We start from the raw sequence: 21,031 nt of genomic DNA on the forward strand, positions 1-21,031 counted from the left end.
GAGTTGCGGTTACCGTAGCTGTGAGACGCGGGTGCTCGCGTCGGCGTTTCAACCGCCGCAGCCCCCGCCGCCACCGCCTCCGCAGCCGCCCCCGCCGCCACCGCCGCAAGAGCTGCCACCGCTCGCTCCACTGCAGGAGCTGCCGCCGTAGTAGCCGGCGAACCCGCCACCGCCGCCGGCCGCCGCCCACCGGCCGCGGCGGCTGTGGGCACGGGACGTCGACACCACCGTGGAGCGGCTGACGGCCAGCCGGACGTCCTTGTCGGGGTGGCCGCCGAACCCGCCGACGGCGACCGCGCCCGCCGGGCCGGACGTCAGCGAGCCGGCGCGCTCGGCCTCGCCCGCCGCGGCCCGCCCGGCGGTGGTGGCCTTGACCTCGGAGGGGTTCGCGGCCCGGGTCGTGACGAAGATGGCCGCGACCAGGCCGAGCAGCAGCAGGCCCACCAGGAAGCCGACGGGGTGCCCGGTGGAGCTGCCGGCGATCAGCCGGAGAATCCCGAAGACGAGCAGCACCCAGTACGCGACGGCGGTGAACACCCAGGTCCGGCGGATCTTCCCCGCGTCGACGAGCAGGCCGCGCGCGACCAGGCCGTTTTCCAGGTCGGCCAGCGCGGGGTGGTGCAGCACTTCACGGCTCACCGAAGCGACGGCGGTGCCGGTCTTGCTGATCCGCGTCAGGGCGGCGCGGCCCAGGTCGTCCGGCGCGCTGCCCCGGACGCGGTGCACGCGGCCGGTGCCGTCCATCCGGATGGTCTGGCGCTCCAGCAGGCGCGCGACGACGAACTCGCCGGCGCGCGGGCGCCCGCCGGTCAGCAGTGCGAGTTCTTCGGCCCGGTCCGGCGCGCCGCCCGCGCGGCCGCGCAGCAGCAGCTTGACGCGCACCGCGGCGTAGAGCGCGGGTACGAGCAGGAGGCCCAGGTAGAGGCCTGTGAACAGCGGTCCGGGAATGCCCCAGGTGTCGGTCATGACGCCGCCCTCCCTCGTCCGTGTGCGGAGACTACGTCCGAGGAAGGGCGGCGGTTGTCGGCTTGAGGAGGATTTAGGCTGGCGGTCCTACGACTGGGGCACCAGCTTCAGCGAAATCGAGTTGATGCAGTAGCGCTGGTCGGTCGGGGTCGCGTAGCCCTCGCCTTCGAAGACGTGCCCGAGGTGGCTGTGGCAGGAGCCGCAGAGCACCTCGATCCGCTTCATGCCCATGGTCCGGTCTTCGCGCAGCAGCACGGCGTCGGAGTCCGCCGGGTCGAAGAAGGACGGCCAGCCGCAGTGGCTCTCGAACTTCGTGTCGCTGCGGAACAGCTCGGCACCGCAGGCGCGGCACTCGTAGCTGCCGGTCGTCTGCGTGTCGGTGTATTCGCCGGTGAACGGCCGTTCGGTGCCGGCCTGGCGGAGTACGGCGTACTCCTCCGGGCTCAGCTCTTCCCGCCATTCCTGCTCGGACTTCACGACGCGTGGGGTGGCGCCGACAACGGGTTTCATACCTTTCACCCGGTCCACGTTACGCCGCGAGCCACGCCAGGGCGTGCACGACGATGTCCCATGCGGCGACTATCACGCCGAGCACGATGAGCACGACGATGAAGGCCGACACCCAGTAGCGCAGCCCGCCGAGGCGGTTGCTGGAGTCGGCGAAGTCGGCCACGCCGTCCAGCGCGGCTTCGATCGTGTAGTTGGGACCGGAGCGCTCGATCCGGTCGAGGTGCTCGGCGAACGCGAGCGCCTCCGGGTCGTACGGATCCAGGCCGACCAGGTCCTCGTGGAAGCGAGGATTCTGGCCCGGCAGCGAAGCTCCGTTGTCGGCCATGCTTCCACGGTAGGCCATCCGCGCCCGTCAGCCCACCAGCGGCGCGTTAAGTCTCGGAGGCGGGACGCGCTCGGCGCCCGTCAGGTCTGGGGGAGCCGGGTCTCGCCGGCGATCTTCAGCTGACCGCCACCGGAGTCGACCACGCGGACGACGATCTGCTGGTTCGGGGCGTCCTTGAACTTCAGCGTGATCTGGATGTCGACCGATCCGTCGTTCTCGTTGGCGCGCTTGTAGGCGTTCGCGCCGCCGTAGCTGCTCGGCACCCGCTGCGCCCAGTAGGACGCGAACTGGCCCTGGTCGCCGTACAGCGCCTGGGCGTCCGGGGTCAGCAGAGCCCAGGCCGCGGCGGCGTTGCCGACGTTGCTGTAGAACTCGATGACCCGGTTCCCGGCGGGCTGCCACTCGACCTTGCCGTTCGAGGCGACCGGTTGCTGGGAAGGGCTGGTCGTCGGGCTGGGCGGAGGGGTGGATTCGACCGTCACCGGCGCCTTGGGCGTCGACTGGGCCGCTTGGGTGCCACCGCCGCCCCCGCCGGAGTTCAGCACCAGGAAGACGATGACCGCGACCACGACGACCGCGGCGCCACCCCCGGCGAGCAGCGCGTACTTGCGCTTGTTGTCCGGCTTCGAGGTGTTCGACGAGTACTGCGGGGCCCTGGCCGTCGGCGCGGCCGCGGGCATCGGTCTCGGCGGGGTGTTCGGCGGCGCGGCCGGGGACCGCATCGGCATGAACGCCGCGGTCGGACGCGGCGGGTTCGACGCCGCCTTGTTCGCCGGCACCGGCGTACCGACCGGCGGCGACGGCGGCGCGGGCTGGTCGGTGCGCTGCCACGGCGGGCGCTCGCCGCTCTCGGCGGGTGCGGCGGGCTTGCGGCCCGAGTTGCCCGAGAGCAGCGGCGGGGACGCCGACATGCCGCCGGGCTCGGTGCGGGCCAGCGCGGCCAGCCGCTCGCGGGCTTCGGCCATGCTCGGCCGCTCGCCCGGCTCGCTGCGCAGCAGGCTCATCAGCAGCGCGGTGGCCGCGCCCGCCTGCACCGGCGGGTTGATCTGGCCGTTCGCCGCCGCGTACAGCAGCGCGAGCTGGTTGGTGGTGTTGCCGTACGGCGTGGTGCCCTCGATCGCCTGGTAGAGGGTCGCGCCGAGGGCGAAGACGTCGGAGCTGGGCACCGGGTCGGCGCCGCGGGCCAGCTCGGGCGCCAGGTAGGCGGGGGTGCCGCCGATCAGGCCGGTGGCCGTCAGCGTCATGTCGCCGGCCGCGCGCGAGATGCCGAAGTCGGTGATCTTCGCGGTGCCGGTCTCGTCGATGAGGATGTTGCCGGGCTTGACGTCGCGGTGGACGATCCCGGCCCGGTGCGCGGCGACCAGCGCGGAGGCCACCTGCTCGCCGATGCGGGCGATCCGGCCGAGCGGGAGCGTGCCCTGCTCGGAAAGGATCGTGGAGAGGCTGGGCCCGTTCAGGTACTCCATCACCAGGCACGGGTCGCCGTTGTGCTCGGCGATGTCGAACACCACGATGGCGTTCGGGTGCTGGAACCGGGCCGCGTTCTTCGCCTCGCGCATCGCGCGCTGGCGCATGTTGTCGCGTTCGGTCTCGGAGACGCCCGGCTGAGGGAGGATCTGCTTGATCGCGACGTCGCGCTCGAGGCGCACGTCAGTGGCGCGCCACACGACTCCCATGGCACCGCTACCAATGTGCTCGACGAGGCGGTAGTGCCCCGCGATCAGCTGACCGGTGTCGATGGCGACTGCTCCTGACGAAATTCCCGGTGATGGTGACCCTGCTCAGCGCGTTTCCGGTTCGCGCACCCGATCGAGTGTAGCGGTCGGCCTCGTGCTGTTCGCGTCAGCCAGCCGGTCCGGCGGGCTCCGGTTCGGGCACCGGTGCCGCCGGGGTCCGTTTCCGGAACACCCTGACCAGCCCGACCGCCCCGGCCAGCGCGAACGCGCCGTAGCAGGCGAGCAGCGCGGGCGGCGTGCCGCCGGTCAGCGCGTCGCCGAGGACGACCACGGCGACGGTGCCGGGCACGCTTCCGAGCAGCGTACCGGCCAGGTAGGGGGCCAGGCGCACGGACGACACGCCGCAGAGGTAGCTGAACGGCGCGAACGGCACCACCGGGATCAGCCGCAGCGAGGTGATCGCGAGGACACCGCCGCCGGAGAGCCGGTCGTTGACCGTCCGGACGCCCGCCCGGTGCAGGTGCCGGGTGACCAGGTCGCGGCCGAGCAGCCGGGCCAGCCCGAAGGACAGGCCGGCCGCGATGGTCGTGGCGACCAGGCCGATGGCGATCCCGGCGGTGGTCCCGACCAGCAGGCCGGCGGCCAGGTTGAAGACGGTGCGCGGGATCGGCGCGACGGTGAGCAGCGAATACGCGACGAGCAGCACGACCGGGGTGGCGGGTCCGGTGGCGGCGGCCCAGGCCCGCAGCTCGGCGGGGCCGGGGATCGGCAGCAGCACCACGGCCGCCGCGAAGAGGGCGGCCACGGCGAGCGCGACGATCAGCTTGGTGCGGCCGGACACCTGTTCGAGCCTACCGGCGGAGCTTGCACGGGAAAGCTGCGGCACGTCGGCGGGGGCCGGGGAGCGCGATCGCCGCTAGGTTGGCCGCATGCCCAAGCACGGTGACCCGGTCGAGTACGAGGTGGGCGGGCGCACCGTCCGCGTCTCGAGCCCGGACAAGGTGTACTTCCCCCAGCGCGGCATCACCAAGCGGCAGGTCGTCGAGCACTACATCACCGTCGGCGGGCCGCTGCTGCGCGCGATCGGCGAGCGGCCGACCACGCTGAAGCGCTACGTCGACGGCGTCGAGGGCGAGTGGTTCTACGCCAAGCGCGTGCCCAAGGGAGCCCCGGACTGGCTCGAGACGGCCGAGATCACGTTCCCGTCGGGCCGCAAGGCGGCCGAGGTGTGCCCGACCGAGCCGGCGGTCTTCGCGTGGGCGGCCAACCTGGGCACGTTCGACTTCCACCCGTGGCCGGTCCGCCGCCCCGACGTGGACCACCCGGACGAGCTGCGCATCGACGTCGACCCGCCGGACCGCGCCGGGTTCGCCGACGCGGTCGAGGTGGCGCTGGTGGTCCGCGAGGTGCTGGCGGAGGCCGGGCTGACGGGCTACCCGAAGACGTCCGGCGGCCGCGGGGTGCACGTCCTGGTGCGGATCCGGCCGGAGTGGGATTTCGTCCAGGTCCGCCACGCGGTGATCGCGCTGGGCCGCGAGGTCGAGCGGCGGATCCCGGACAAGGCGACGATCGCGTGGTGGAAGGAGGAGCGCGGCGGCCGGGTCTTCCTGGACTACAACCAGGCGGCGCGCGACCGGACGGTGGCGTCGAGCTGGTCGGTCCGCGGCACCCCGCGGGCGACGGTGTCGACACCGGTGACGTGGGACATGCTGCCGCGGGTCGACGCGGACGACTTCGACGTCCTGACGATCCCGGCGTTCCTGGAGGAGCACGGCGACCTGCACGCGGCGATGGACGCGGAGGCGTTCGGCCTGGAGAAGGCGCTCGAGTGGTACGAGCGCGACGGGCTGGGGGACATGCCGTACCCGCCGGACTACCCGAAGATGCCGGGGGAGCCCAAGCGGGTCCAGCCGAGCAAGGCGCGGCCGGAGGAGTGACGCGGGCTCACGGCTTCCGGCAGCTGACGGAGGTCACGCTCGCCTTGGGGGCGACCTTGGTGGTCCTGGTGCTCATGACCGTGCGGTCGACGCGGTAGGACGAGCCGCCCTGGGAGTAGGCGGTCTCGATCAGCTCGCCGGAGCTGTCGCCCGAGATGCTGTAGGTGATGTCGCACTCCCAGAGCAGGGTGCTCGCGCCGAGGAAGGTCAGCTTCGGTTCGACGACGACGTTGCACCCGGCCGAGCCGAAGCACTGCTTGGAGACGACGGCCAGGTCGACGGAGTAGTCCTTCGCCGTGGGCTCGGGAAGAGCGGGCTCGGTGGTGGTCGGCGCCGCGAGGGCCGGGATCGAGGGACTGGTGGTGGCGGGCGCGGCGGCGTCGCGAGGCCGGATCCCGCCGTCGGCGGAGATCCAGGTCCCGCCGGGTCCGACGCAGGGCGCTTCCTGGGACTTGTCCAGGCACGGGCTCGAAGACGCTCTGCCGAGGGCGAGCGCCAGCACGACACCGGCCGCGAGGGCGGGGATCACCAGCGCCGCGCCGAGCACCCACGGCCACTTCGGGCGCTTCGGCGGGGCAGCGGGCGGCGGGAAGTACGGCACCTCGGGGCCGGGCGGAAGGGGAACGGACATGGTCGCCTCCGTGACTCTTGTGCCCGGGACTGACGCCGCGGCCATGACCGGTGTTACTCAGCGGCACCGGATTTCCCTCGATCGATACCGGATGTAATCGACACCACCGCCGTGCCGAGCGCCACTTCCTGAGCCGGAAGCCGTCAATGGCTTAATCGGAACTTCACGCCGGAAAACGCGGAGTGATCACCTCACTCCCCGCTGTCGCCTTTCGGGTCACAAATGTCGTACGGCCGCTTCGGTGGTCTCGACCATCGGCACGAACGGCGTAACGTGCGGTCCCGGAATGACGACACCCCGGAGACATGTCCAGGGGTGAGCTCGAGGGAGGCCCTCAGTGGACGACCTGATCGCTTTCCTCGCCGCGCGCGTGGGTGCGCGGCAGGCGATGATCATGCAGGCCGTCAACAAGGCCAAGGCCGGCGACGCGATGAACCGCGGTGAGACGAAGGTCGCCGTGGAGCAGAAGATCCGCGGGCTGACCGACCTGGACCTCGACGCGGTCAACCAGATGATCAACGAGATCGAGGCGACCCGGCGGATCCTGCTCGCGCACCGCACCACGGTGTCGGAGAAGGTGCCCGGGTTTCCGCTCTACGGCAGCGAATACTGGTGTGAGACCTGCCACGTGCCCGCCGACGAGGCCGGCTCCAACTGGTGCCTCACGCTGCGCCTGCTGGCCCTGCCCTACACCGACCACCCGGACTACAGCGAGCGCTGGCGTCCCTGACGGGAATCCCGTCCCGCGGCGCGCGTTGCACCCGGGGTGAGGATCTCCGTGCTCGACCGCTCGCCGGTGCGGCGTGACGGTGGGACCGCGCGGGCGCTGCGGGACACCGTCGCGTTCGCCGCGGACGTCGAACGGCTGGGCTACCACCGGTTCTGGGTTTCCGAGCACCACGGCGTGCCCGGGGTCGCCGGGTCGGCGCCGACCGTGCTGGCCGCCGCCGTGGCCGGGGCGACGAGCCGGATCCGGGTCGGTACCGGGGGTGTCATGCTGCCGAACCACCGGCCGCTGGTCGTCGCCGAGCAGTTCGGTGTCCTGGAAGCGCTGCACCCGGGCCGGATCGACATGGGGCTGGGCCGGTCGGTCGGCTTCACCGCCGGCGTCCGCGAGGCGCTGGGCCACGGCAAGGAAGCCGCCGACGACTTCGGCGCGCAGGTCCGGGAGCTGCTCGGGTTCTTCACCGGCGCGCACGACCGTCCGGGTGTCCACGCCTACCCCGCCGAAGGGCTGCGCGTGCCGCCGTTCCTGCTGGCCACCGGGTCCGGTGCCGACCTCGCCGCTGAGCTCGGGCTGCCGCTGGTGATCGCGCCGGTCCGCGGTGAACGCGCCCTGGTCGAAGCCGTGACGCGCTACCGCGACGGGTTCCGGCCCTCCGGATGGGCGCGGGAGCCGTACGTCGTGGTGTCGACGGCGATCGCCGTCGCTGACTCGGCGGCCGACGCGCGCCGCCTGCTCGTGTCGGAGGCCTGGGCGACGGTGTATTCGCGCTCCCACGGCGTCTTCCCGCCGCTGTCGCCGCCCGCGGAAGTCCTGGCCCTGCCGATGACCGACCGCGAGCGCAAGCGCCTCGAGGAGACCCTGGACGGCCAGATTTCGGGCACCCCGGCCGAAGTGGAAGACCGGCTGGGAACGCTCGTCGCGGCCGTGAGCGCCGACGAAGTCCTCGCGACGACGGCCGCCTACGACCAATCCGCGCGGCTCGATTCTTTCACCGCACTAGCTGAACTCGCGGGGCTTCGCGTCCCCATTTCGTGAGTGGATCTCGAATTGCCGTGACACCACGTCGGAATATCACCGATGACTTTGCGCTATCGTTTTCCCGTGACTGCCGGGTCGGCCTCGAGCCGTGAGCAGACGGGGTACCCGGCTGTGCCGTGACCTCCGGGCGGCCCCGTGGGCCGCCGCCTCCCGCACGTCTTCCGTCATCGGAACGTGCGCGGGAAGGAGGTGAATCGCATGTCCCAGTGGCAGGAGTTCGTCGCGGCCCACGCCGAAGGCGGGGTGCTCGACGGTGTTGTGGCCCGGGTGGTCCCGTTCGGCGCGTTCGTCGACGTCGACGGCCATCAGGGTCTCCTGGTGACCGACGCGGCCCCCGAGCCGGGCAGCCGGGTGACGGTCCGCATCGAGACCATCGACGTGGAACGCCGCCGGTTCAGCCTGGTCCGGGCGTGACGTGAGCCGGGTGAGGCAGGGCGTCCTGCCTCACCCGAGCACGAACGGCAGCCGGGCGGCCAGCTCGCCCAGCGCCTCGCGCTCGGCCTCGGAAGGGGCGCGGCGGCCCGTCGCCACCAGCAGCACGTCCGGGTCCGAGAACGCCGCCGGGAACGCCGTCCCCGCGATCTTCTCGACCATCTCGCGCGCTCGCGCCAAACCCTCGGGAGGCGGGGGAGGGACAGCAGGCAGGTCCAGGTGGTGCAGTGTCCACTCCAGCACGTATGCCGACAGGTAGTCGCCCGCCGTGAGCACCATGTCCTGCGTCGACACCCGCATCCCCGGGTCCGCCAGGTCCGCCGCCCGCCCGGCCGCCGCGCCCACGTCGTCGAGGTGGAACTTCAGCAGCGCCGGGTCCTCGTACGCCGCCGCCAAGCGGACGATCAGCGCGTCCAGCGGGTCGTCGCCCGAGGGCAGCGACGATGACACCGCCCAGTAGGTGACCGCGTCGTGCGTGACCGGCGAGGACGCCGGGGTCACCAGCGTGATCAGGACGTCCTGCGCGTCGATCACCAGGTGGCACACCAGGTCCCGGACCAGCCACCCCCGGCAGCCCGACGGTTTCGCGAACTCCGCGTCGGGCAGGGAAGCGACCGCGGCGCGCAACGCCGCCCACGTGCGCGAGAAGAGGTCCACGCCGGCGAAGCTAGCAGGATCACAGCCTCAGCTGCAGCTGGGTGAGAATCCGCTGAGCGGGGTCGGCGAAGTCCACTTCGGACACTTCGGCCGCGCGCCGGACGCGGTAGCGGACCGTGTTGGGGTGGATGTTCAGGACCCGGGCCGCCGCCCGGACGTCGCCGAACGCGTCGAGCCACGCCAGGACGGCCGGGACGAGGATGCCGCCGTGCTCGGCGTCGTGCTCCACCAGCGCCGTCAGCCGCGGATCCCGGATGCGCGGCTCCGCACCCAGGAAGCCCAGCACCTCCGACAGCAGTACCTCGGCGCGGACGTCGGCCAGCGACGCGACGTCGGCCGGCCAGCGTCCGCGCGCCATCGCCGCCAGGACGCGGTCCGCGTCGCCCCGGGACGCCGCCGCGGCCGACAACCGCGGCACCACGCCACCGAGCGCCGCCCGGACCGGGACGTCCAGGTGCCGCCGCGCGGTGCCGACGATCTCCCGGGCCAGCGCCAGCACGGCCGCATCCGAGTGCTCGGGCAGATCGGGCAGCAGCGCGTAGACGCGGCCGCCGATCACGCTCACCAGCGCGCTGCGCCGGTAGGCCGCCGTGTGGACGGCGATCAGGTGGACCAGCTCGGCGCGACGCAGCTGCCGGTTGTCCGAGCGGTCCAGGGAAAACGCCAGGACCTGCGCCGGCCGGGCCGGGTCCGCGCCGATGTCGTCGGCGACGGACTCCGCGTCCAGCCGCCCTTCCAGCAGGCTCGCGAGGAGGTCCTCCCGCAGCCGCAACTCGGGGCTGGGCAGCGTGCGGGCGCGGATCAGCCGCGGTGCGAGCGTGCGGCTCGCGCCGAGCAGGGCCGTCTCGGCGCGTTCGGTGAGCGGCTGAGCGCCTTCCTGCACCCAGATCGTGCCGAGCGGCTGCTTGCCGGCGTGGATGCCCGCCGCGATGCGCCGCCGGATGCCCAGCTCCGGGCGCTCGTCGATCCGCACGATGCCCTCGCCGGCGCGGAGCCGCTGGTAGACACCCCATTCACGCAACATCGCGAGGTAGCGTTCCGGGCCTTCGCGGCCGAGGATCGACAGCCGCCGCAGCTCGTCGACCTCGTCGCCCGCGCGGGAGTAGGCGAGCACGCGGTTGGCCGTGTCCTCGATGCTGACCAGGCCGCCGGTGAGCGTCGCGATCGTCTGGGCCAGGGCGAACAGGTCGCCGAGCACCTCGCCGCTGGCCGCTTCACCGCCCGCGCGCGCCGCCTCGACGACGCCGCGGGCCAGCGACTCCACCTGCTCCCAGCGCGCCTCCGCGCCGACCGTGAGGAGCGCGACGCCCGCGTCGGCGGCGACGTCGGCGCCCGTCGCGCCCTTGACGGCCACCGCGGCCGCCCCGCCGCGCCCGGCCGCGCGGATCGCGGGCGCCGCCGCCCGGCCGCGCGCGCCGATCACCAGCACGAGGTCGCCCGGGGACGCCTCCAAGGGGTCTTCGGGGTCGAGGATCACGACGTCGCCGACCGGGACGCCCAGCCCGTGCGGCGCCACGACCACCTCGACCAGCGGTTCACCGAGGGTGGCCAGCACGTGTCGCAGCGACGTCACGGCAGCCTTGTTCGATCGGCCAAGCTCATACGAGCGATTTTAGCCGGTCGGACAACCCGCTCCGACGTGTCCGGAGTTACCGTTCGGGCATCCGGACGTAAAGCATGAGGAGCCGCCGTGGACGCCGTGACCCAGACCCCCGCCCCGAAGAACGAGCCGGTGCTGACGTACGCGCCGGGCAGCGCTGAGCGCGCGGAACTCGAGGGTGCGCTCAAGCGGCTGGGCCAGGCGGAACCCGTCGACCTCACGGTCACCGTCGGCGGCGAGCAGCGCCCCGGCGGCGGCGAGAAGATCGAGGTCGTCCAGCCGCACAACCACCGGCACGTGCTGGGCACCATCCACAGCGCCACCCAGCAGGACGCGACCGACGCCATCGCCGCCGCCGCGAAGGCCGCGCCCGGGTGGCGCGCGCTGTCCTACGACGACCGCGCGGCCATCCTGCTGCGCGCCGCCGACCTGCTGACCGGCCCGTGGCGCGCCACGCTCAACGCCGCCACCATGCTCGGCCAGTCCAAGACCGCGACCCAGGCCGAGATCGACGCCGCCTGCGAGCTCGCCGACTTCTGGCGCTTCAACGTCGAGTTCGGCCGCCGCGTCCTCACCGAGCAGCCGATCAGCTCGCCGGGTGTGTGGAACCGCCTGGAGCACCGGCCCCTCGAAGGCTTCGTCTACGCGATCACGCCGTTCAACTTCACCGCGATCGCCGGCAACCTGCCGACCGCGCCTGCCCTGATGGGCAACACCGTGCTGTGGAAGCCGTCGCCGACGCAGTCGTTCGCCGCGCACCTGACCATGCGGCTGCTCGAAGAGGCGGGCATGCCGCCGGGCGTCATCAACCTGCTGCCGGGCGACGGCAAGGCCGTCTCCGAGGTCGCCCTGACCCACCGCGACCTGGCCGGCATCCACTTCACCGGCTCGACCGCGACGTTCCAGCACCTCTGGGGCACGGTCGGCGCGAACATCGCCGGCTACCGCTCCTACCCGCGGCTGGTCGGCGAGACCGGCGGCAAGGACTTCGTGCTCGCGCACCCGTCCGCCGACGTCGACGTCCTGCGCACCGCCCTGGTCCGCGGCGCCTTCGAGTACCAGGGCCAGAAGTGCTCCGCGGCTTCGCGGGCCTACATCCCGCGCAGCGTCTGGAACCAGGTGAAGGACGGTCTCGTGGCCGAGACCGAGGCGCTGTCCTACGGCGACGTCACCGACCTTTCGCACTTCGGCGGCGCGGTGATCGACCGGCGCGCGTTCACCAAGCACGCGGAGCTGTTCGAGCGCGTCAAGAGCGACGCTTCGGTGGAGGTCCTCACCGGGGGCACCGCCGACGACGAAGACGGCTTCTTCGTCCAGCCGACGATCCTCGTCTCGGACAACCCGAAGCACGAGATCTTCTCCACCGAGTACTTCGGGCCGATCCTCTCGGTGCACGTCTACGAAGACGGCGACTTCGACGCCGTGCTCAAGCTCGTCGACGAGACCGCCGCGTACGCGCTGACCGGCGCGATCATCGCCAACGACCGCACGGCCGTGGCGAAGGCGTCGGAGGCGCTGCGGTTCGCCGCGGGCAACTTCTACGTCAACGACAAGCCGACCGGTGCCGTCGTCGGCCAGCAGCCGTTCGGCGGCGCGCGGGCGTCGGGCACCAACGACAAGGCGGGGTCGATCTTCAACCTCCAGCGCTGGACCAGCCCGCGCTCGATCAAGGAGACGTTCGTCCCGCCGACCAGCGTCCGTTACCCCCACCAGGGCTGAGGGAGGACTCGTCATGCTGCGTGCCCCGTTGCTCGCCGCCGCCCGGTCGAAGGGCATCCGGCGGCTCGTCGAAGCGGTACCCGCCACGCGATCCGTGGTGCGCCGGTTCGTCGCCGGGTCCGAGACCGCCGACGCCGTCCGCGTCGCCAGGGAACTGGCGGCGGACGGCCGGCGGATCACCCTCGACCACCTCGGCGAGGACACCACCGACGCCGCGCAGGCCGCGTCGACGGTCGCGGCCTACGAAGCCGTGCTGTCGGCGCTGGCCGCGGAAGGCCTGGCTTCGGGGGCGGACGTCTCGGTGAAGCTGTCGGCGGTCGGCCAGTTCCTGCCGTCGAACGGCGAGGACGTCGCGTTGGAGAACGCGCGGAAGATCTGCGCGGCGGCCGACGCGGTCGGCGCGACGGTGACGCTCGACATGGAGGACCACACCACCACGGACTCGACGCTGGGCATCCTGCGCGAGCTGCGCGGCGAGTACCCGTGGGTCGGCGCGGTGCTGCAGGCCTACCTGCGGCGCACCGAGCAGGACTGCCGGGAACTGTCCGGGCCGGGTTCGCGCGTGCGGCTCTGCAAGGGCGCGTACGCCGAGCCGGAGACCGTGGCGTTCCAGGAGAAGTCCGAGGTGGACAAGTCCTACGTCCGCTGCCTGCGCGTCCTGATGGCGGGGGCCGGGTACCCGATGGTGGCCTCGCACGACCCGCGGATGATCGAGATCGCCGGGGCGCTGGCGATCGAAAACGGCCGCAAGGACGACGACCACGAGTTCCAGATGCTCTACGGCATCCGGCCGGAGGAGCAGGGCCGGATCGCGGCCGCGGGCTCGCGCATGCGCGTCTACGTGCCCTACGGCGACGAGTGGTACGGCTACTTCATGCGCCGGCTGGCCGAGCGCCCGGCGAACCTGGCGTTCTTCCTGCGCGGGCTCGCCACCCGCTCCTGAACAGGACGAAGGCCGCCCCGCGGGGCGGCCTTCGTCCTGTGGTGGTGGTCAGGCCTGCTCGGCCTCGGCTTCGGCGGCCTTGCGCTTGACCTCGTCCATGTCGACCTCGCGAGCCTGCTTGATGAGCTCTTCGAGGGCCGGCTCGGGCAGCGCGCCCGGCTGGGCGTAGATCAGCGTCTTGTCGCGGATGATGGCCAGCGTCGGGATGGAGCGGACGTCGAAGGCTGCGGCGAGCTGCTGCTGCGCTTCGGTGTCGACGCTCGCGAACACGAGGTCGTCGTGCTTCTCGGAGGCCTTTTCGTAGACCGGCGCGAACTGGCGGCACGGTCCGCACCAGCTCGCCCAGAAGTCGATCAGGACGAACTCGTTGTCGCTTACCGTCTGGTCGAAGTTCTCGGCAGTCAGTTCAACGGTGCTCATGCCCAGGTCAACGACGCGGGGGCGGCGGGAATTCCCGGGCTCGGGGTAGCGTCTCCCCCGAGCAACCGTACGAGGAGGAACTCATGGCCGACGGCGAAATCCTGGGCCGGATCGACGAGCTGATCGCGGAGGAGCACGAGCTCCGGTCGCGCGCGGTCGGCGTCGGGCTGAGCGGTGGCGACAAGGATCGCCTCACGACGGTCGAGCAGCAGCTCGACCAGTGCTGGGACCTGCTCCGCCAGCGCCGCGCGAAAACGGAGTTCCACGAGAACCCGGACGAAGCCGCGGCCCGCCCGGTCTCCGAGGTGGAGTCCTACCGCCAGTAACCCGCATCGACGCGTGCGCCAAGAGGCATCACGCGTGCTTGAAGGGGCATCACCCGTGTCCGGAGGGGCATCACCCGTGATTGCGGGGGCATCAGCGCGATGCCCCGCCAATCACACGTGATGCCCCTCTGATCACGCGTGATGCCCCTTTCAGGCGGGGCAGAGGGTGCCGTCGGCGGGGACCTTGCCGTCGATCAGGAAGGCGCGGGCCGCGTCGGTGACGCAGGGGGACGAGCCCACCGCGCCGTGGCCCGCGCCCTGCCAGGTGATCGTCACCGCGGTAGGCATCTGGTCCGCCGCGCGCGTGCTGCCCACCTGGGGCGTCACCGGGTCGGCCGCGGTGGCCGTGACCAGGATCGGCGGTGCGCCGGTCGCGCCCGCCGGCGGCAGCGGCTCGGTCCGCACCGGCCACGGCCCGCACCAGGCCAGCTGCTGGGCGACGACCGCGCCGAACTGCGGGTACTTCGCCCGCATTCCGGCCGCGACCTGGTCGAGCTGGTCGGCCGAGAGCCGGGTCTGGCTGTCGTTGCAGTGGGTCGCGATCGTGACGTCGAGCCGCGACGGCTGGGCGCGCGAGTCGTGCAACGCCGGCGCGGCGAAGGCCGCCAGCGGCCGGATGTCCCCCGACCGCGCCGCCACGATCGCGTCGGCCAGCTCCGGCCACCGCGAGCGCTGCGCCAGTCCCGAGTAGACGGCGAACATCGCCACCCCCGGCCCGAACGCGACGCCGTCGTCGGTCAGCGGCGCGATGTTCTGCCGCAGCTGGCCGGCGAGCGCCGTCAGTGCCGTCTTCGGGTCGCCGAGAGCGCACTTGCGCGCGGCGCAGTCCGTGGCGAAGGCGTCCAGCGTGGACTGGGCGCCGGCGGCGACCGCGTCGAGCACCGCGGCGGTGTCGGGGCCCGGGTCGGGGACGCCGTCGAGCACCATCCGGCCGACCTGGCCGGGGAAGCGCACGGCGTACTGCGAAAGGACCTTCGAGCCGTCGCCGCGGCCGAGCGCGTTCAGCCGTTCCATGCCCAGCTGCTTGCGCAGCTCGTCGAGGTCGCCGGCGCTGCGCCAGCTGTCGAGCGCGGTCTGGGAGTCGTCCAGCTCGATCGCGCACTGCTGGCCGGCCTTGCGCGCGGCGTCCAGGACGTCCTGCAGGTCGCCTTCGGCCGGGTCCGCGTCGATCAGGTCGTGCCGGATGTCGTCGGGCACGCACTGGGCGGGGCCCGAGAGCCCGGTGCCGCGCCGGTCGAGGCCGATCAGCGAGAACTTCTCCAGGAACGCCGGCGGCAGCGTCGCGGCCAGCCGCGCGGCGTACACCGTGCCGGGATCGCCGCTGACGTCGTTGACGACGACCAGCGGCACCGGGCCGGTGCCGACCTTCAGCGCGAGCAGCCGCACGACCGAGCGCCGGGCCTCGCCGGGCGCGTCGAGCGGGGCGGTGACCCGGGCGCAGGTGAAGTGCAGCGTGTCCGGGACGCCGGGGGTGCCGATCCGCTGCCGGGTGTCGTCGTCGCAGTCGGCCCACCGCAGCGAAGGCGACTGCGGTTCGCCCAGCGGCGGCAGCGGCACCGAGGGCGTGGCCGACGGCGAGGCGGCCGTCGGCTTCCCGTCGTTCTCGACCAGCGCCGGGCGGACCGACGGCCCGGCGGCGCAGCCCGCGGCGGAGGCCAGGGCGAGCAGCGCGACCAGGACACGGGAACGGCGGCGCACGGCGAGGTCCTCACGTAGATCACAGGCAGGATGACGCCGAGCTTCGCACGCCCGGTGTGGGACGAGGGTTAGCGGGTCCGCACCACCTGGCCGCGGAACACGGCGTCGAGGTCGTAGCGTGCCGGTTCCTCCAGCTGCGTGTAGTCGCACGACGCGGGTTCGCGGTCGGGGCGCCACCGCTTGAACCGGGCGTTGTGCCGGAACCGCGACGGCATGCCGCCTTCGGTGTTCTCGTACGCGACCTCGACGACGCGCTCGGGCCGCAGCGGCACCCACTCGTGCTCGGTCGCCCGCCAGCGGGTGATGCCGCCGGGGATCCGCTGGGCCTCGCCGGTCGCGCGCCCGCCCCAGGGGTGGTCCTCGCCGTCGGTGACCAGCGGCGCCAGCTCCTCGGCGAGCTCGCGACGGCGTTCCTTGGGGAACGACCCGACGGTGCCGACGTGGTGCAGCACGCCCTTGTCGTCGTGGAGGCCGAGCAGGAACGAGCCGACCAGGTCGCCGGGGCCGCCGTCGACGTGCCAGCGCAGTCCGGCCAGGACGCAGTCCGCGGTGCGCAGGTGCTTGTACTTGTGCAGGACGCGCTTGCCCGGCGTGTACGGCTCGTCGAGCGGCTTGCCGATGACGCCGTCGAGGCCCGCGCCCTCGAACAGCTCGAACCAGTGCCGCGCGGTGGCGGGGTCGGTCGTGGCCGGGGTGAGCGCGAACCGGTCGCCGGCCAGCTCGACGAGCCGTTCGCGCCGGGCCGACGTCGGCTCGTCCAGGAGCGACTCGTCGTCGAGGGCGAGCAGGTCGAAGGCGACGAACTCGGCGGGTTGCTCGGCGGCCAGCAGCGTGATCCGGCTTTCGGCGGGGTGGATCCGCTCGGTGAGCGCGTCGAAGTCCAGCCGCCCGCCGCGCGCGACGACCAGCTCGCCGTCGAGCACGACCCGCGGTGGGAGCGTCTCCAACAGCCGGGAGACGGCTTCCGGGAAGTACCGGTTCAGCGGCTTTTCCGCGCGGGACTGCAGGTACAGCTCGTCGCCGTCCTTGAAGACGATGCAGCGGAAGCCGTCCCACTTGGGCTCGAACAGCAGGCCCCCGGAGTCCGGGATGGCCTTCGCGGGCTTGGCGAGCATCGGCTTCAGCGGCGGCCGCAGCGGTAGGGGCATGCCCGCATTCTGCGGAAGGACGCCGCTCAGCGCACGCGTTTCGCCGCGGTCGTGTCGAGTTCCAAGCGGACCGCGGTGGGCAGGACGTCGAGGCCGAGCGATTCCCGCGCCCTGGTCAGGACGCGCGCGTCCAGGTCTTCCCAGACGCTCTTGAGGTCGGTTCCCTCGTGCAGCCACAGGGTGATGCGCAACGCGGGAGACGTCCGGGAGCCGACCGCGCGGACCCGGGCGCGGCTCACGCCGTCGAGCTGCTCGGCGTCGGTCTGGACCGCGCCGGAGACGGCGGCCGCGGTGACGACGAGCTCCGCGCCCTCGGTGCGGTCGAGGTCCACGTCGGGCCGTGGTTCCGGGCGCAGCGAACGCAGCGTCCCCCGCAGGCCGAACACGAACAGCAGGACGCCGAGCACGATCGCGGCGATCCGGGCGGGCGTGGCGTGCGCGCCGAGCCAGTCGAGCGCCATCGGGTCGAGCAGCGGACGGCGGCCGCGGAACTCGCCGAGCACGCCGAAGCCGACCACCAGGGCGAGCGCCCCGCCGGCCAGGGCCAGCAGCCCGACGAGGAACGCGAGCGCGCGTTCGCCCGTGTACGACCGGGAAAGCGCCTTGGTAGCGACGGACTTGCTCATCGGCGGTCCTTGGGGGAGTCGACGACGACCGACACCTTCGGCCGTCGCACCAGCGGGACGTCGTCGAGCAGTGCGGAGACCGTTTCGAGCAGGCGCGGCCGCAGCTCGCCCTCGGTTTCGAGGGTGCTCTTCGCGCGGACGCGGACGCGGCGGGCGCTCGCGGTGACCGTCGCGCCGGCGACGTTGTCCTGCGCGCGCACGGCGAGCCCGACCAGCCGGGCCAGCGAGCGCGGTGACGTCGAGACGCTCACCTCGCCCGCCGGGTCGGTGAGCCGGATCGCGCGGCTCCCGGCGCCCAGCGCGCACAGCAGCAGGACCAGGCCGGCGGCGGCGACCACGCCCGCGCCGACGCGCACCGCGTAGGCGTCCCAGCCCAGTGACGCGAGTTCGGCCTGCCAGCGCGGCCACGGCACCACCAGCGGCCCCGAACCGGGGCGCCACCAGTGCCAGCCGACTTCGAGGGCGAGCAGCGCGCCGGCGGCCGCGAAGGCCAGGGCGAGCAGGGTGGACAGGAGGCGGACGAGCGGGCGCACGGCTACCGCACCCTCGGCGGCACGTCCGGCAGGAGCGCGGACACCGTCACGGCCAGGGTCCGCACGTGGTAGCCGGTGAGCAGCTCCACCTCTTCGGTCACCTTCTCGCGCACGACGCCGACGACGGTCCGCACCGGCGCCGGGTACTGCAGGGCGAGGTCGAGCGCGAGGTCGACGTCGTTGTCGAGGCCGCCGACCTTCGCCTTGGTGCCCTTCTTGCCGGCGCGGGAGGTGCCGGGGACCTGGTCGGCGGCGTGCTGGGCGACCTTGCGCACCACGGCGTGCCCGACGGTGAGGGTGCCGCGCTCGGCCGGTTCGGCGAGCTCGCGCGGCACGTCCAGGACGCGGCTCACTTGTCGCGGCCCTTGCCGAAGAGCTCACCGAGGTCGAGTTCGCCGTCGAGGACCCGGCCGGCGACCAGGCCGATGATGCCGACGGCCAGGGTCACCAGGAACGCGGTGAACCCCTGGGTCGCGGCCAGGCCGAGGATCAGCCCGGCCAGTAGCCCGGTCTGCGTTGCGTTCACATGTCCTCCTTGGACGGTACGAAGGTGCGGTCACCGCACCCGGGGCGGCCGGCGGCGGAAGCGGGCCAGTACGGCGGCGATCCCCCGGCGCCGGGCGACGAAGCTCACCGGAGCGTCGTAGCGGGAGTCCACTTCGGACTCCCGGGCGGCCGGCCCGCGCTCGCGGAAGCGGGCCAGCCCGGCCGCGAACTCCGCCGGGTCGCCGCCCACGTCCGGGTGGTGGGCGCGCACGAACGCGCGGAAGGCCGCCCGGCCTTCCGCGTCGTCCGCGTCGCGCCCGCTCATTCCACCCGCGTCGATTCGGGTTCTTCCTCGCCGGGCAGGTGGATGTCGTTGACGGAGATGTTGACCTCGATCACCTCGAGGCCGGTGATCTGCTCGACCGCGGTGATGACGTTGCGCCGGATCGCGCGGGCGACGTCGGCGATGCGCGCGCCGTACTCCACGACGACGTCGAGGTCGATCGCCGTCTGCTTCTCGCCGACCTCCACCGCGACGCCGGCCGTCGTGACCGTGCCGGAACCGGGGATGCGTTCGCGCAGGGCACCGAGCGCGCGCGACACCCCGCCGCCGCCCAGGGCGTGCACGCCGGCGACCTCGCGGGTGGCCAGGCCGGCGACCTTCTGCACGACCACCGACGAGATGGTGGTGCGGCCGGCGGCGCCCTCCTCGTTGAGCGGGGTCACCGTGCCGGGGCTTTCGGTCCGTTGCGGGTGCATGCTTGCGGGCTCCTCTCGCGGCGGTCTCTCGCCCGTACGATGCCCGCGCACGGGCAAACCTCACGCAAGGTCCCCCGAACGGGGGAACGGTCAGCCGGGGTGGACGTCCACGACGTGCACGTTCACCGTCGCGGCGACGCCGAGCTGACGGGACAGCTCCGCGGTGATCCGCTGCCGCAGCGCCTCGGCCGCCGCGTCGGCGGCGACGCCGAACCGGACCGAGACCAGCACCTGCACGGCGTCGTCCTCGACCGCGACGGCCGAAACCAGCACCCCGTCGGGCGCCCGCTCGGCCGCGATCGCCGAGGCCAGCCGAGCGACGACGTTTTCGGTGACGCTCAAGCCGCCGGACTCGCCGGGCACGTCCACGGCCGTCCGGCGGCCGCGCGCGACGGCCCGCAGCACGCGTTCGACCAGCCCGGGCGGGGTCGGCACCCGGCGCCGGGCGGCCGCGCGCACGGCGTCCCAGCGCGGGTCCCGCTCGGGGTCCTGTGGCTCGGCCATCACCGCTCCCTCAACTCGGCGAGCAGCGCCACCCTGGCCCGGTGCAGCCGCGAGCGCAAGGCGCCGACGTTCACGTCGAGCACTTCGGCGACCTCTTCGTAGCTCAGGCCCTCCAGTTCGCGCAGCACCAGCGGCACCCGCTGGGACACCTCCAGCCTGCCGATCGCGCGCAGGACCGCGTCGACCTCTTCGGCCCGCACGACGCGGCCTTCCGGGCCCGGATCGGCCCCGGCGAGCAGCGCACTGTCCAGAGTGGACCGGCCGTCGGGTTCCGGCGCGTCGAGCGAGATCGTGGGCCGGCGGCGCCGCAGCAGCGCGAGCGCGCTGTTGGTGACCACGCGGTAGAGCCAGGTCGACACCGCGGACTCGTGCCGGAAGGAGGCCAGCGAGCGCCACGCGGCGAGCCACGAGTCCTGCACGACGTCCTCGGCCTCGGCCGCGCTGCCGGTGATCCGCAGCGCGACGCGGTACATCCGCGGGGTGTGCTGCCGGACGAGCGCGCCGAACGCGGTTTCGTCGCCGGCCGCGGCCCGGGTGAGGAGATCGGCGTCGTCGTTCACCCGGCGTCCCGGCGGTAGCGCAGGAACGTGAAGCCGTCCTCGACCAGGATCGACGCGAGCGCGAGCCGGCGCGGCACGGCGACCGGCCCCACGGCGATGCGGGCCGCCGGGCCCGCCACCAGCATCGGCGCGACGGTCAGGCACAGCTGGTCGACGAGGTCGTCCGCGACGAGCCTGCCGAACAGCCGCGGCCCGCCCTCGCAGGCGACGCGGCGCAGCCCGCGCTCGGCGAGCAGCTCGAGCGCGCGCCGGACGTCGACGTCGTCCTCGCCCGCGCGCACGATCTCCGCCCCGGCGGCTTCGAGCGCGCCGGTGCCGGCGGTCCGGGTGGTCACCACGATCGGGGGTACGACGGTCTCGGTGAACAGCCGCGACGCCGGGTCGAGATCGGCCGTGCGCGTCACGACGGCGATCGGCGGGACGGTCTCGAAGCCGAGCCGTCGACGGCGTTCGAGACGCTTCGGGCCGGCGACGACGCCGCGGTAGTCCTCGGCACGGGCGGTGCCGGCGCCGACCAGGATGACGTCGGCGAGGTCGCGTCCGAGCAGGAAAACGCGCCGGTCGGCGGCGTGCGAGAGGCCCGCGGACGTCGTGTCGACCTCGACGGCGCCGTCGGCGGAGGAGACGAAGTTGACCTGCACCCACGGGCGGTCGACCGACGCCGGGTAGGCGTAGATCCCCTCGAGGTCCACCCCGGTCAGCTCGCCCGTCGAAGAGGGCCACACGTTCCGCACGGAACAATCCCAGCACGGGCGTGAAGTGCGTCTCGACCGGGGGACATCGCCGCCGGGCCGGGCTCGCCGCGCCGTT

General features: G+C 73.1%; 27 protein-coding genes. 7 read left to right on the forward strand and 20 right to left on the reverse strand.

The features are described from left to right. Positions 1–48: 48 nt before the first annotated feature. The 5 genes from AA23TX_RS10260 to AA23TX_RS10280 all read right to left on the reverse strand — a co-directional run bounded on the left by AA23TX_RS10260 (position 49) and on the right by AA23TX_RS10280 (position 4,318). Positions 49–966 (reverse strand): TIGR04222 domain-containing membrane protein, encoded by a 918-nt coding sequence (locus AA23TX_RS10260; RefSeq protein ID WP_155542318.1) that lies wholly within the window; start codon positions 964–966, stop codon positions 49–51. A gap of 87 nt (positions 967–1,053) precedes the next feature. Continuing rightward, a complete protein-coding gene (gene msrB, locus AA23TX_RS10265; RefSeq protein WP_155542319.1) occupies positions 1,054–1,476 on the reverse strand; it encodes a peptide-methionine (R)-S-oxide reductase MsrB in 423 nt (140 codons plus the stop codon). Positions 1,477–1,495: 19 nt separating this feature from the next. Continuing rightward, positions 1,496–1,801 (reverse strand): aminotransferase class IV, encoded by a 306-nt coding sequence (locus AA23TX_RS10270; RefSeq protein ID WP_196425266.1) that lies wholly within the window; start codon positions 1,799–1,801, stop codon positions 1,496–1,498. A gap of 80 nt (positions 1,802–1,881) precedes the next feature. Continuing rightward, entirely contained in the window at positions 1,882–3,477 is a 1,596-nt protein-coding gene (locus AA23TX_RS10275) for a serine/threonine-protein kinase (protein ID WP_230862408.1), read from the reverse strand. Positions 3,478–3,643: 166 nt separating this feature from the next. After that, positions 3,644–4,318 (reverse strand): TVP38/TMEM64 family protein, encoded by a 675-nt coding sequence (locus AA23TX_RS10280; RefSeq protein WP_155542322.1) that lies wholly within the window; start codon positions 4,316–4,318, stop codon positions 3,644–3,646. A gap of 88 nt (positions 4,319–4,406) precedes the next feature. Between AA23TX_RS10280 and AA23TX_RS10285 the strand changes: the two genes are divergently transcribed. Then, positions 4,407–5,414, forward strand: a complete 1,008-nt coding sequence (locus AA23TX_RS10285) for a DNA polymerase domain-containing protein (RefSeq protein ID WP_155542323.1) — start codon at positions 4,407–4,409, stop codon at positions 5,412–5,414. A 7-nt stretch (positions 5,415–5,421) separates the two neighbouring features. Here the strand turns inward: AA23TX_RS10285 and AA23TX_RS10290 are convergent, their stop codons facing one another. Continuing rightward, entirely contained in the window at positions 5,422–6,045 is a 624-nt protein-coding gene (locus AA23TX_RS10290; RefSeq protein ID WP_155542324.1) for a hypothetical protein, read from the reverse strand. 337 nt (positions 6,046–6,382) lie between these two features. Between AA23TX_RS10290 and AA23TX_RS10295 the strand changes: the two genes are divergently transcribed. The 3 genes from AA23TX_RS10295 to AA23TX_RS10305 all read left to right on the forward strand — a co-directional run bounded on the left by AA23TX_RS10295 (position 6,383) and on the right by AA23TX_RS10305 (position 8,224). Further along, entirely contained in the window at positions 6,383–6,775 is a 393-nt protein-coding gene (locus AA23TX_RS10295) for a DUF6221 family protein (protein ID WP_155542325.1), read from the forward strand. Positions 6,776–6,823: 48 nt separating this feature from the next. Beyond that, positions 6,824–7,807 (forward strand): LLM class flavin-dependent oxidoreductase, encoded by a 984-nt coding sequence (locus AA23TX_RS10300; RefSeq protein ID WP_196425267.1) that lies wholly within the window; start codon positions 6,824–6,826, stop codon positions 7,805–7,807. Positions 7,808–8,008: 201 nt separating this feature from the next. Continuing rightward, a complete protein-coding gene (locus AA23TX_RS10305) occupies positions 8,009–8,224 on the forward strand; it encodes a S1 RNA-binding domain-containing protein (RefSeq protein WP_155542327.1) in 216 nt (71 codons plus the stop codon). Positions 8,225–8,254: 30 nt separating this feature from the next. On the opposite strand, the gene AA23TX_RS10310 is transcribed toward AA23TX_RS10305, so the two are convergent. Together AA23TX_RS10310 and AA23TX_RS10315 are read right to left on the reverse strand one after the other, a co-directional pair. Next, positions 8,255–8,899, reverse strand: coding sequence for a maleylpyruvate isomerase N-terminal domain-containing protein (locus AA23TX_RS10310; protein WP_196425268.1), 645 nt, complete (start codon positions 8,897–8,899; stop codon positions 8,255–8,257). Between the two features lie 19 nt (positions 8,900–8,918). Further along, positions 8,919–10,472, reverse strand: a complete 1,554-nt coding sequence (locus AA23TX_RS10315; RefSeq protein WP_155542328.1) for a PucR family transcriptional regulator — start codon at positions 10,470–10,472, stop codon at positions 8,919–8,921. A 117-nt stretch (positions 10,473–10,589) separates the two neighbouring features. Between AA23TX_RS10315 and pruA the strand changes: the two genes are divergently transcribed. Further along, positions 10,590–12,218 carry an L-glutamate gamma-semialdehyde dehydrogenase gene (gene pruA / locus AA23TX_RS10320; RefSeq protein ID WP_155542329.1) on the forward strand — a complete coding sequence of 543 codons (1,629 nt, stop codon included), beginning with the start codon at positions 10,590–10,592 and terminating at the stop codon, positions 12,216–12,218. 13 nt (positions 12,219–12,231) lie between these two features. Next, positions 12,232–13,161 carry a proline dehydrogenase family protein gene (locus tag AA23TX_RS10325; RefSeq protein WP_155542330.1) on the forward strand — a complete coding sequence of 310 codons (930 nt, stop codon included), beginning with the start codon at positions 12,232–12,234 and terminating at the stop codon, positions 13,159–13,161. A gap of 48 nt (positions 13,162–13,209) precedes the next feature. Here the strand turns inward: AA23TX_RS10325 and trxA are convergent, their stop codons facing one another. Further along, positions 13,210–13,581: a thioredoxin gene (gene trxA / locus AA23TX_RS10330; RefSeq protein ID WP_155542331.1), complete on the reverse strand. Its 372-nt coding sequence runs from the start codon at positions 13,579–13,581 to the stop codon at positions 13,210–13,212. A gap of 83 nt (positions 13,582–13,664) precedes the next feature. Here trxA and AA23TX_RS10335 point away from each other — a divergent pair, with 83 nt between their 5' ends. Continuing rightward, on the forward strand, positions 13,665–13,907 hold the full coding sequence (locus AA23TX_RS10335) for a DUF2630 family protein (RefSeq protein WP_155542332.1): 243 nt from the start codon (positions 13,665–13,667) through the stop codon (positions 13,905–13,907). Positions 13,908–14,057: 150 nt separating this feature from the next. Here the strand turns inward: AA23TX_RS10335 and AA23TX_RS10340 are convergent, their stop codons facing one another. The 11 genes from AA23TX_RS10340 to AA23TX_RS10390 all read right to left on the reverse strand — a co-directional run bounded on the left by AA23TX_RS10340 (position 14,058) and on the right by AA23TX_RS10390 (position 20,955). Next, positions 14,058–15,605 (reverse strand): alpha/beta hydrolase, encoded by a 1,548-nt coding sequence (locus AA23TX_RS10340; RefSeq protein WP_155542333.1) that lies wholly within the window; start codon positions 15,603–15,605, stop codon positions 14,058–14,060. A 68-nt stretch (positions 15,606–15,673) separates the two neighbouring features. Continuing rightward, positions 15,674–16,753 carry an ATP-dependent DNA ligase gene (locus AA23TX_RS10345; RefSeq protein ID WP_155542334.1) on the reverse strand — a complete coding sequence of 360 codons (1,080 nt, stop codon included), beginning with the start codon at positions 16,751–16,753 and terminating at the stop codon, positions 15,674–15,676. Positions 16,754–16,779: 26 nt separating this feature from the next. Next, positions 16,780–17,379 carry an Asp23/Gls24 family envelope stress response protein gene (locus AA23TX_RS10350; protein ID WP_155542335.1) on the reverse strand — a complete coding sequence of 200 codons (600 nt, stop codon included), beginning with the start codon at positions 17,377–17,379 and terminating at the stop codon, positions 16,780–16,782. After that, complete coding sequence (locus tag AA23TX_RS10355; RefSeq protein WP_155542336.1) at positions 17,376–17,912, reverse strand: DUF6286 domain-containing protein; 537 nt, start codon at positions 17,910–17,912, stop codon at positions 17,376–17,378. The genes AA23TX_RS10350 and AA23TX_RS10355 overlap by 4 nt, the downstream gene beginning before the upstream one ends. Positions 17,913–17,914: 2 nt before the next feature. Beyond that, positions 17,915–18,265, reverse strand: a complete 351-nt coding sequence (locus AA23TX_RS10360; protein WP_230862409.1) for an Asp23/Gls24 family envelope stress response protein — start codon at positions 18,263–18,265, stop codon at positions 17,915–17,917. After that, the gene (locus AA23TX_RS10365) at positions 18,262–18,438 is read right to left on the reverse strand and encodes a hypothetical protein (RefSeq protein ID WP_013224542.1); all 177 of its coding nucleotides are present in this window, start codon (positions 18,436–18,438) and stop codon (positions 18,262–18,264) included. Before AA23TX_RS10365 ends, AA23TX_RS10360 begins: the two co-directional genes overlap by 4 nt. Before the next feature lie 30 nt (positions 18,439–18,468). Further along, a complete protein-coding gene (locus tag AA23TX_RS10370; protein WP_155542337.1) occupies positions 18,469–18,723 on the reverse strand; it encodes a J domain-containing protein in 255 nt (84 codons plus the stop codon). Then, a complete protein-coding gene (locus AA23TX_RS10375) occupies positions 18,720–19,157 on the reverse strand; it encodes an Asp23/Gls24 family envelope stress response protein (protein WP_155542338.1) in 438 nt (145 codons plus the stop codon). Before AA23TX_RS10375 ends, AA23TX_RS10370 begins: the two co-directional genes overlap by 4 nt. Positions 19,158–19,247: 90 nt before the next feature. After that, positions 19,248–19,661 carry an Asp23/Gls24 family envelope stress response protein gene (locus AA23TX_RS10380; protein WP_155542339.1) on the reverse strand — a complete coding sequence of 138 codons (414 nt, stop codon included), beginning with the start codon at positions 19,659–19,661 and terminating at the stop codon, positions 19,248–19,250. Continuing rightward, positions 19,661–20,221, reverse strand: coding sequence for an RNA polymerase sigma factor (locus tag AA23TX_RS10385; protein ID WP_155542340.1), 561 nt, complete (start codon positions 20,219–20,221; stop codon positions 19,661–19,663). The genes AA23TX_RS10380 and AA23TX_RS10385 overlap by 1 nt, the downstream gene beginning before the upstream one ends. Further along, on the reverse strand, positions 20,218–20,955 hold the full coding sequence (locus tag AA23TX_RS10390; RefSeq protein ID WP_155542341.1) for a pyrimidine reductase family protein: 738 nt from the start codon (positions 20,953–20,955) through the stop codon (positions 20,218–20,220). Before AA23TX_RS10390 ends, AA23TX_RS10385 begins: the two co-directional genes overlap by 4 nt. Positions 20,956–21,031: the final 76 nt, after the last annotated feature.

Source organism: Amycolatopsis camponoti (assembly GCF_902497555.1).
GTDB classification, from domain to species: Bacteria; Actinomycetota; Actinomycetes; order Mycobacteriales; family Pseudonocardiaceae; genus Amycolatopsis; species Amycolatopsis camponoti.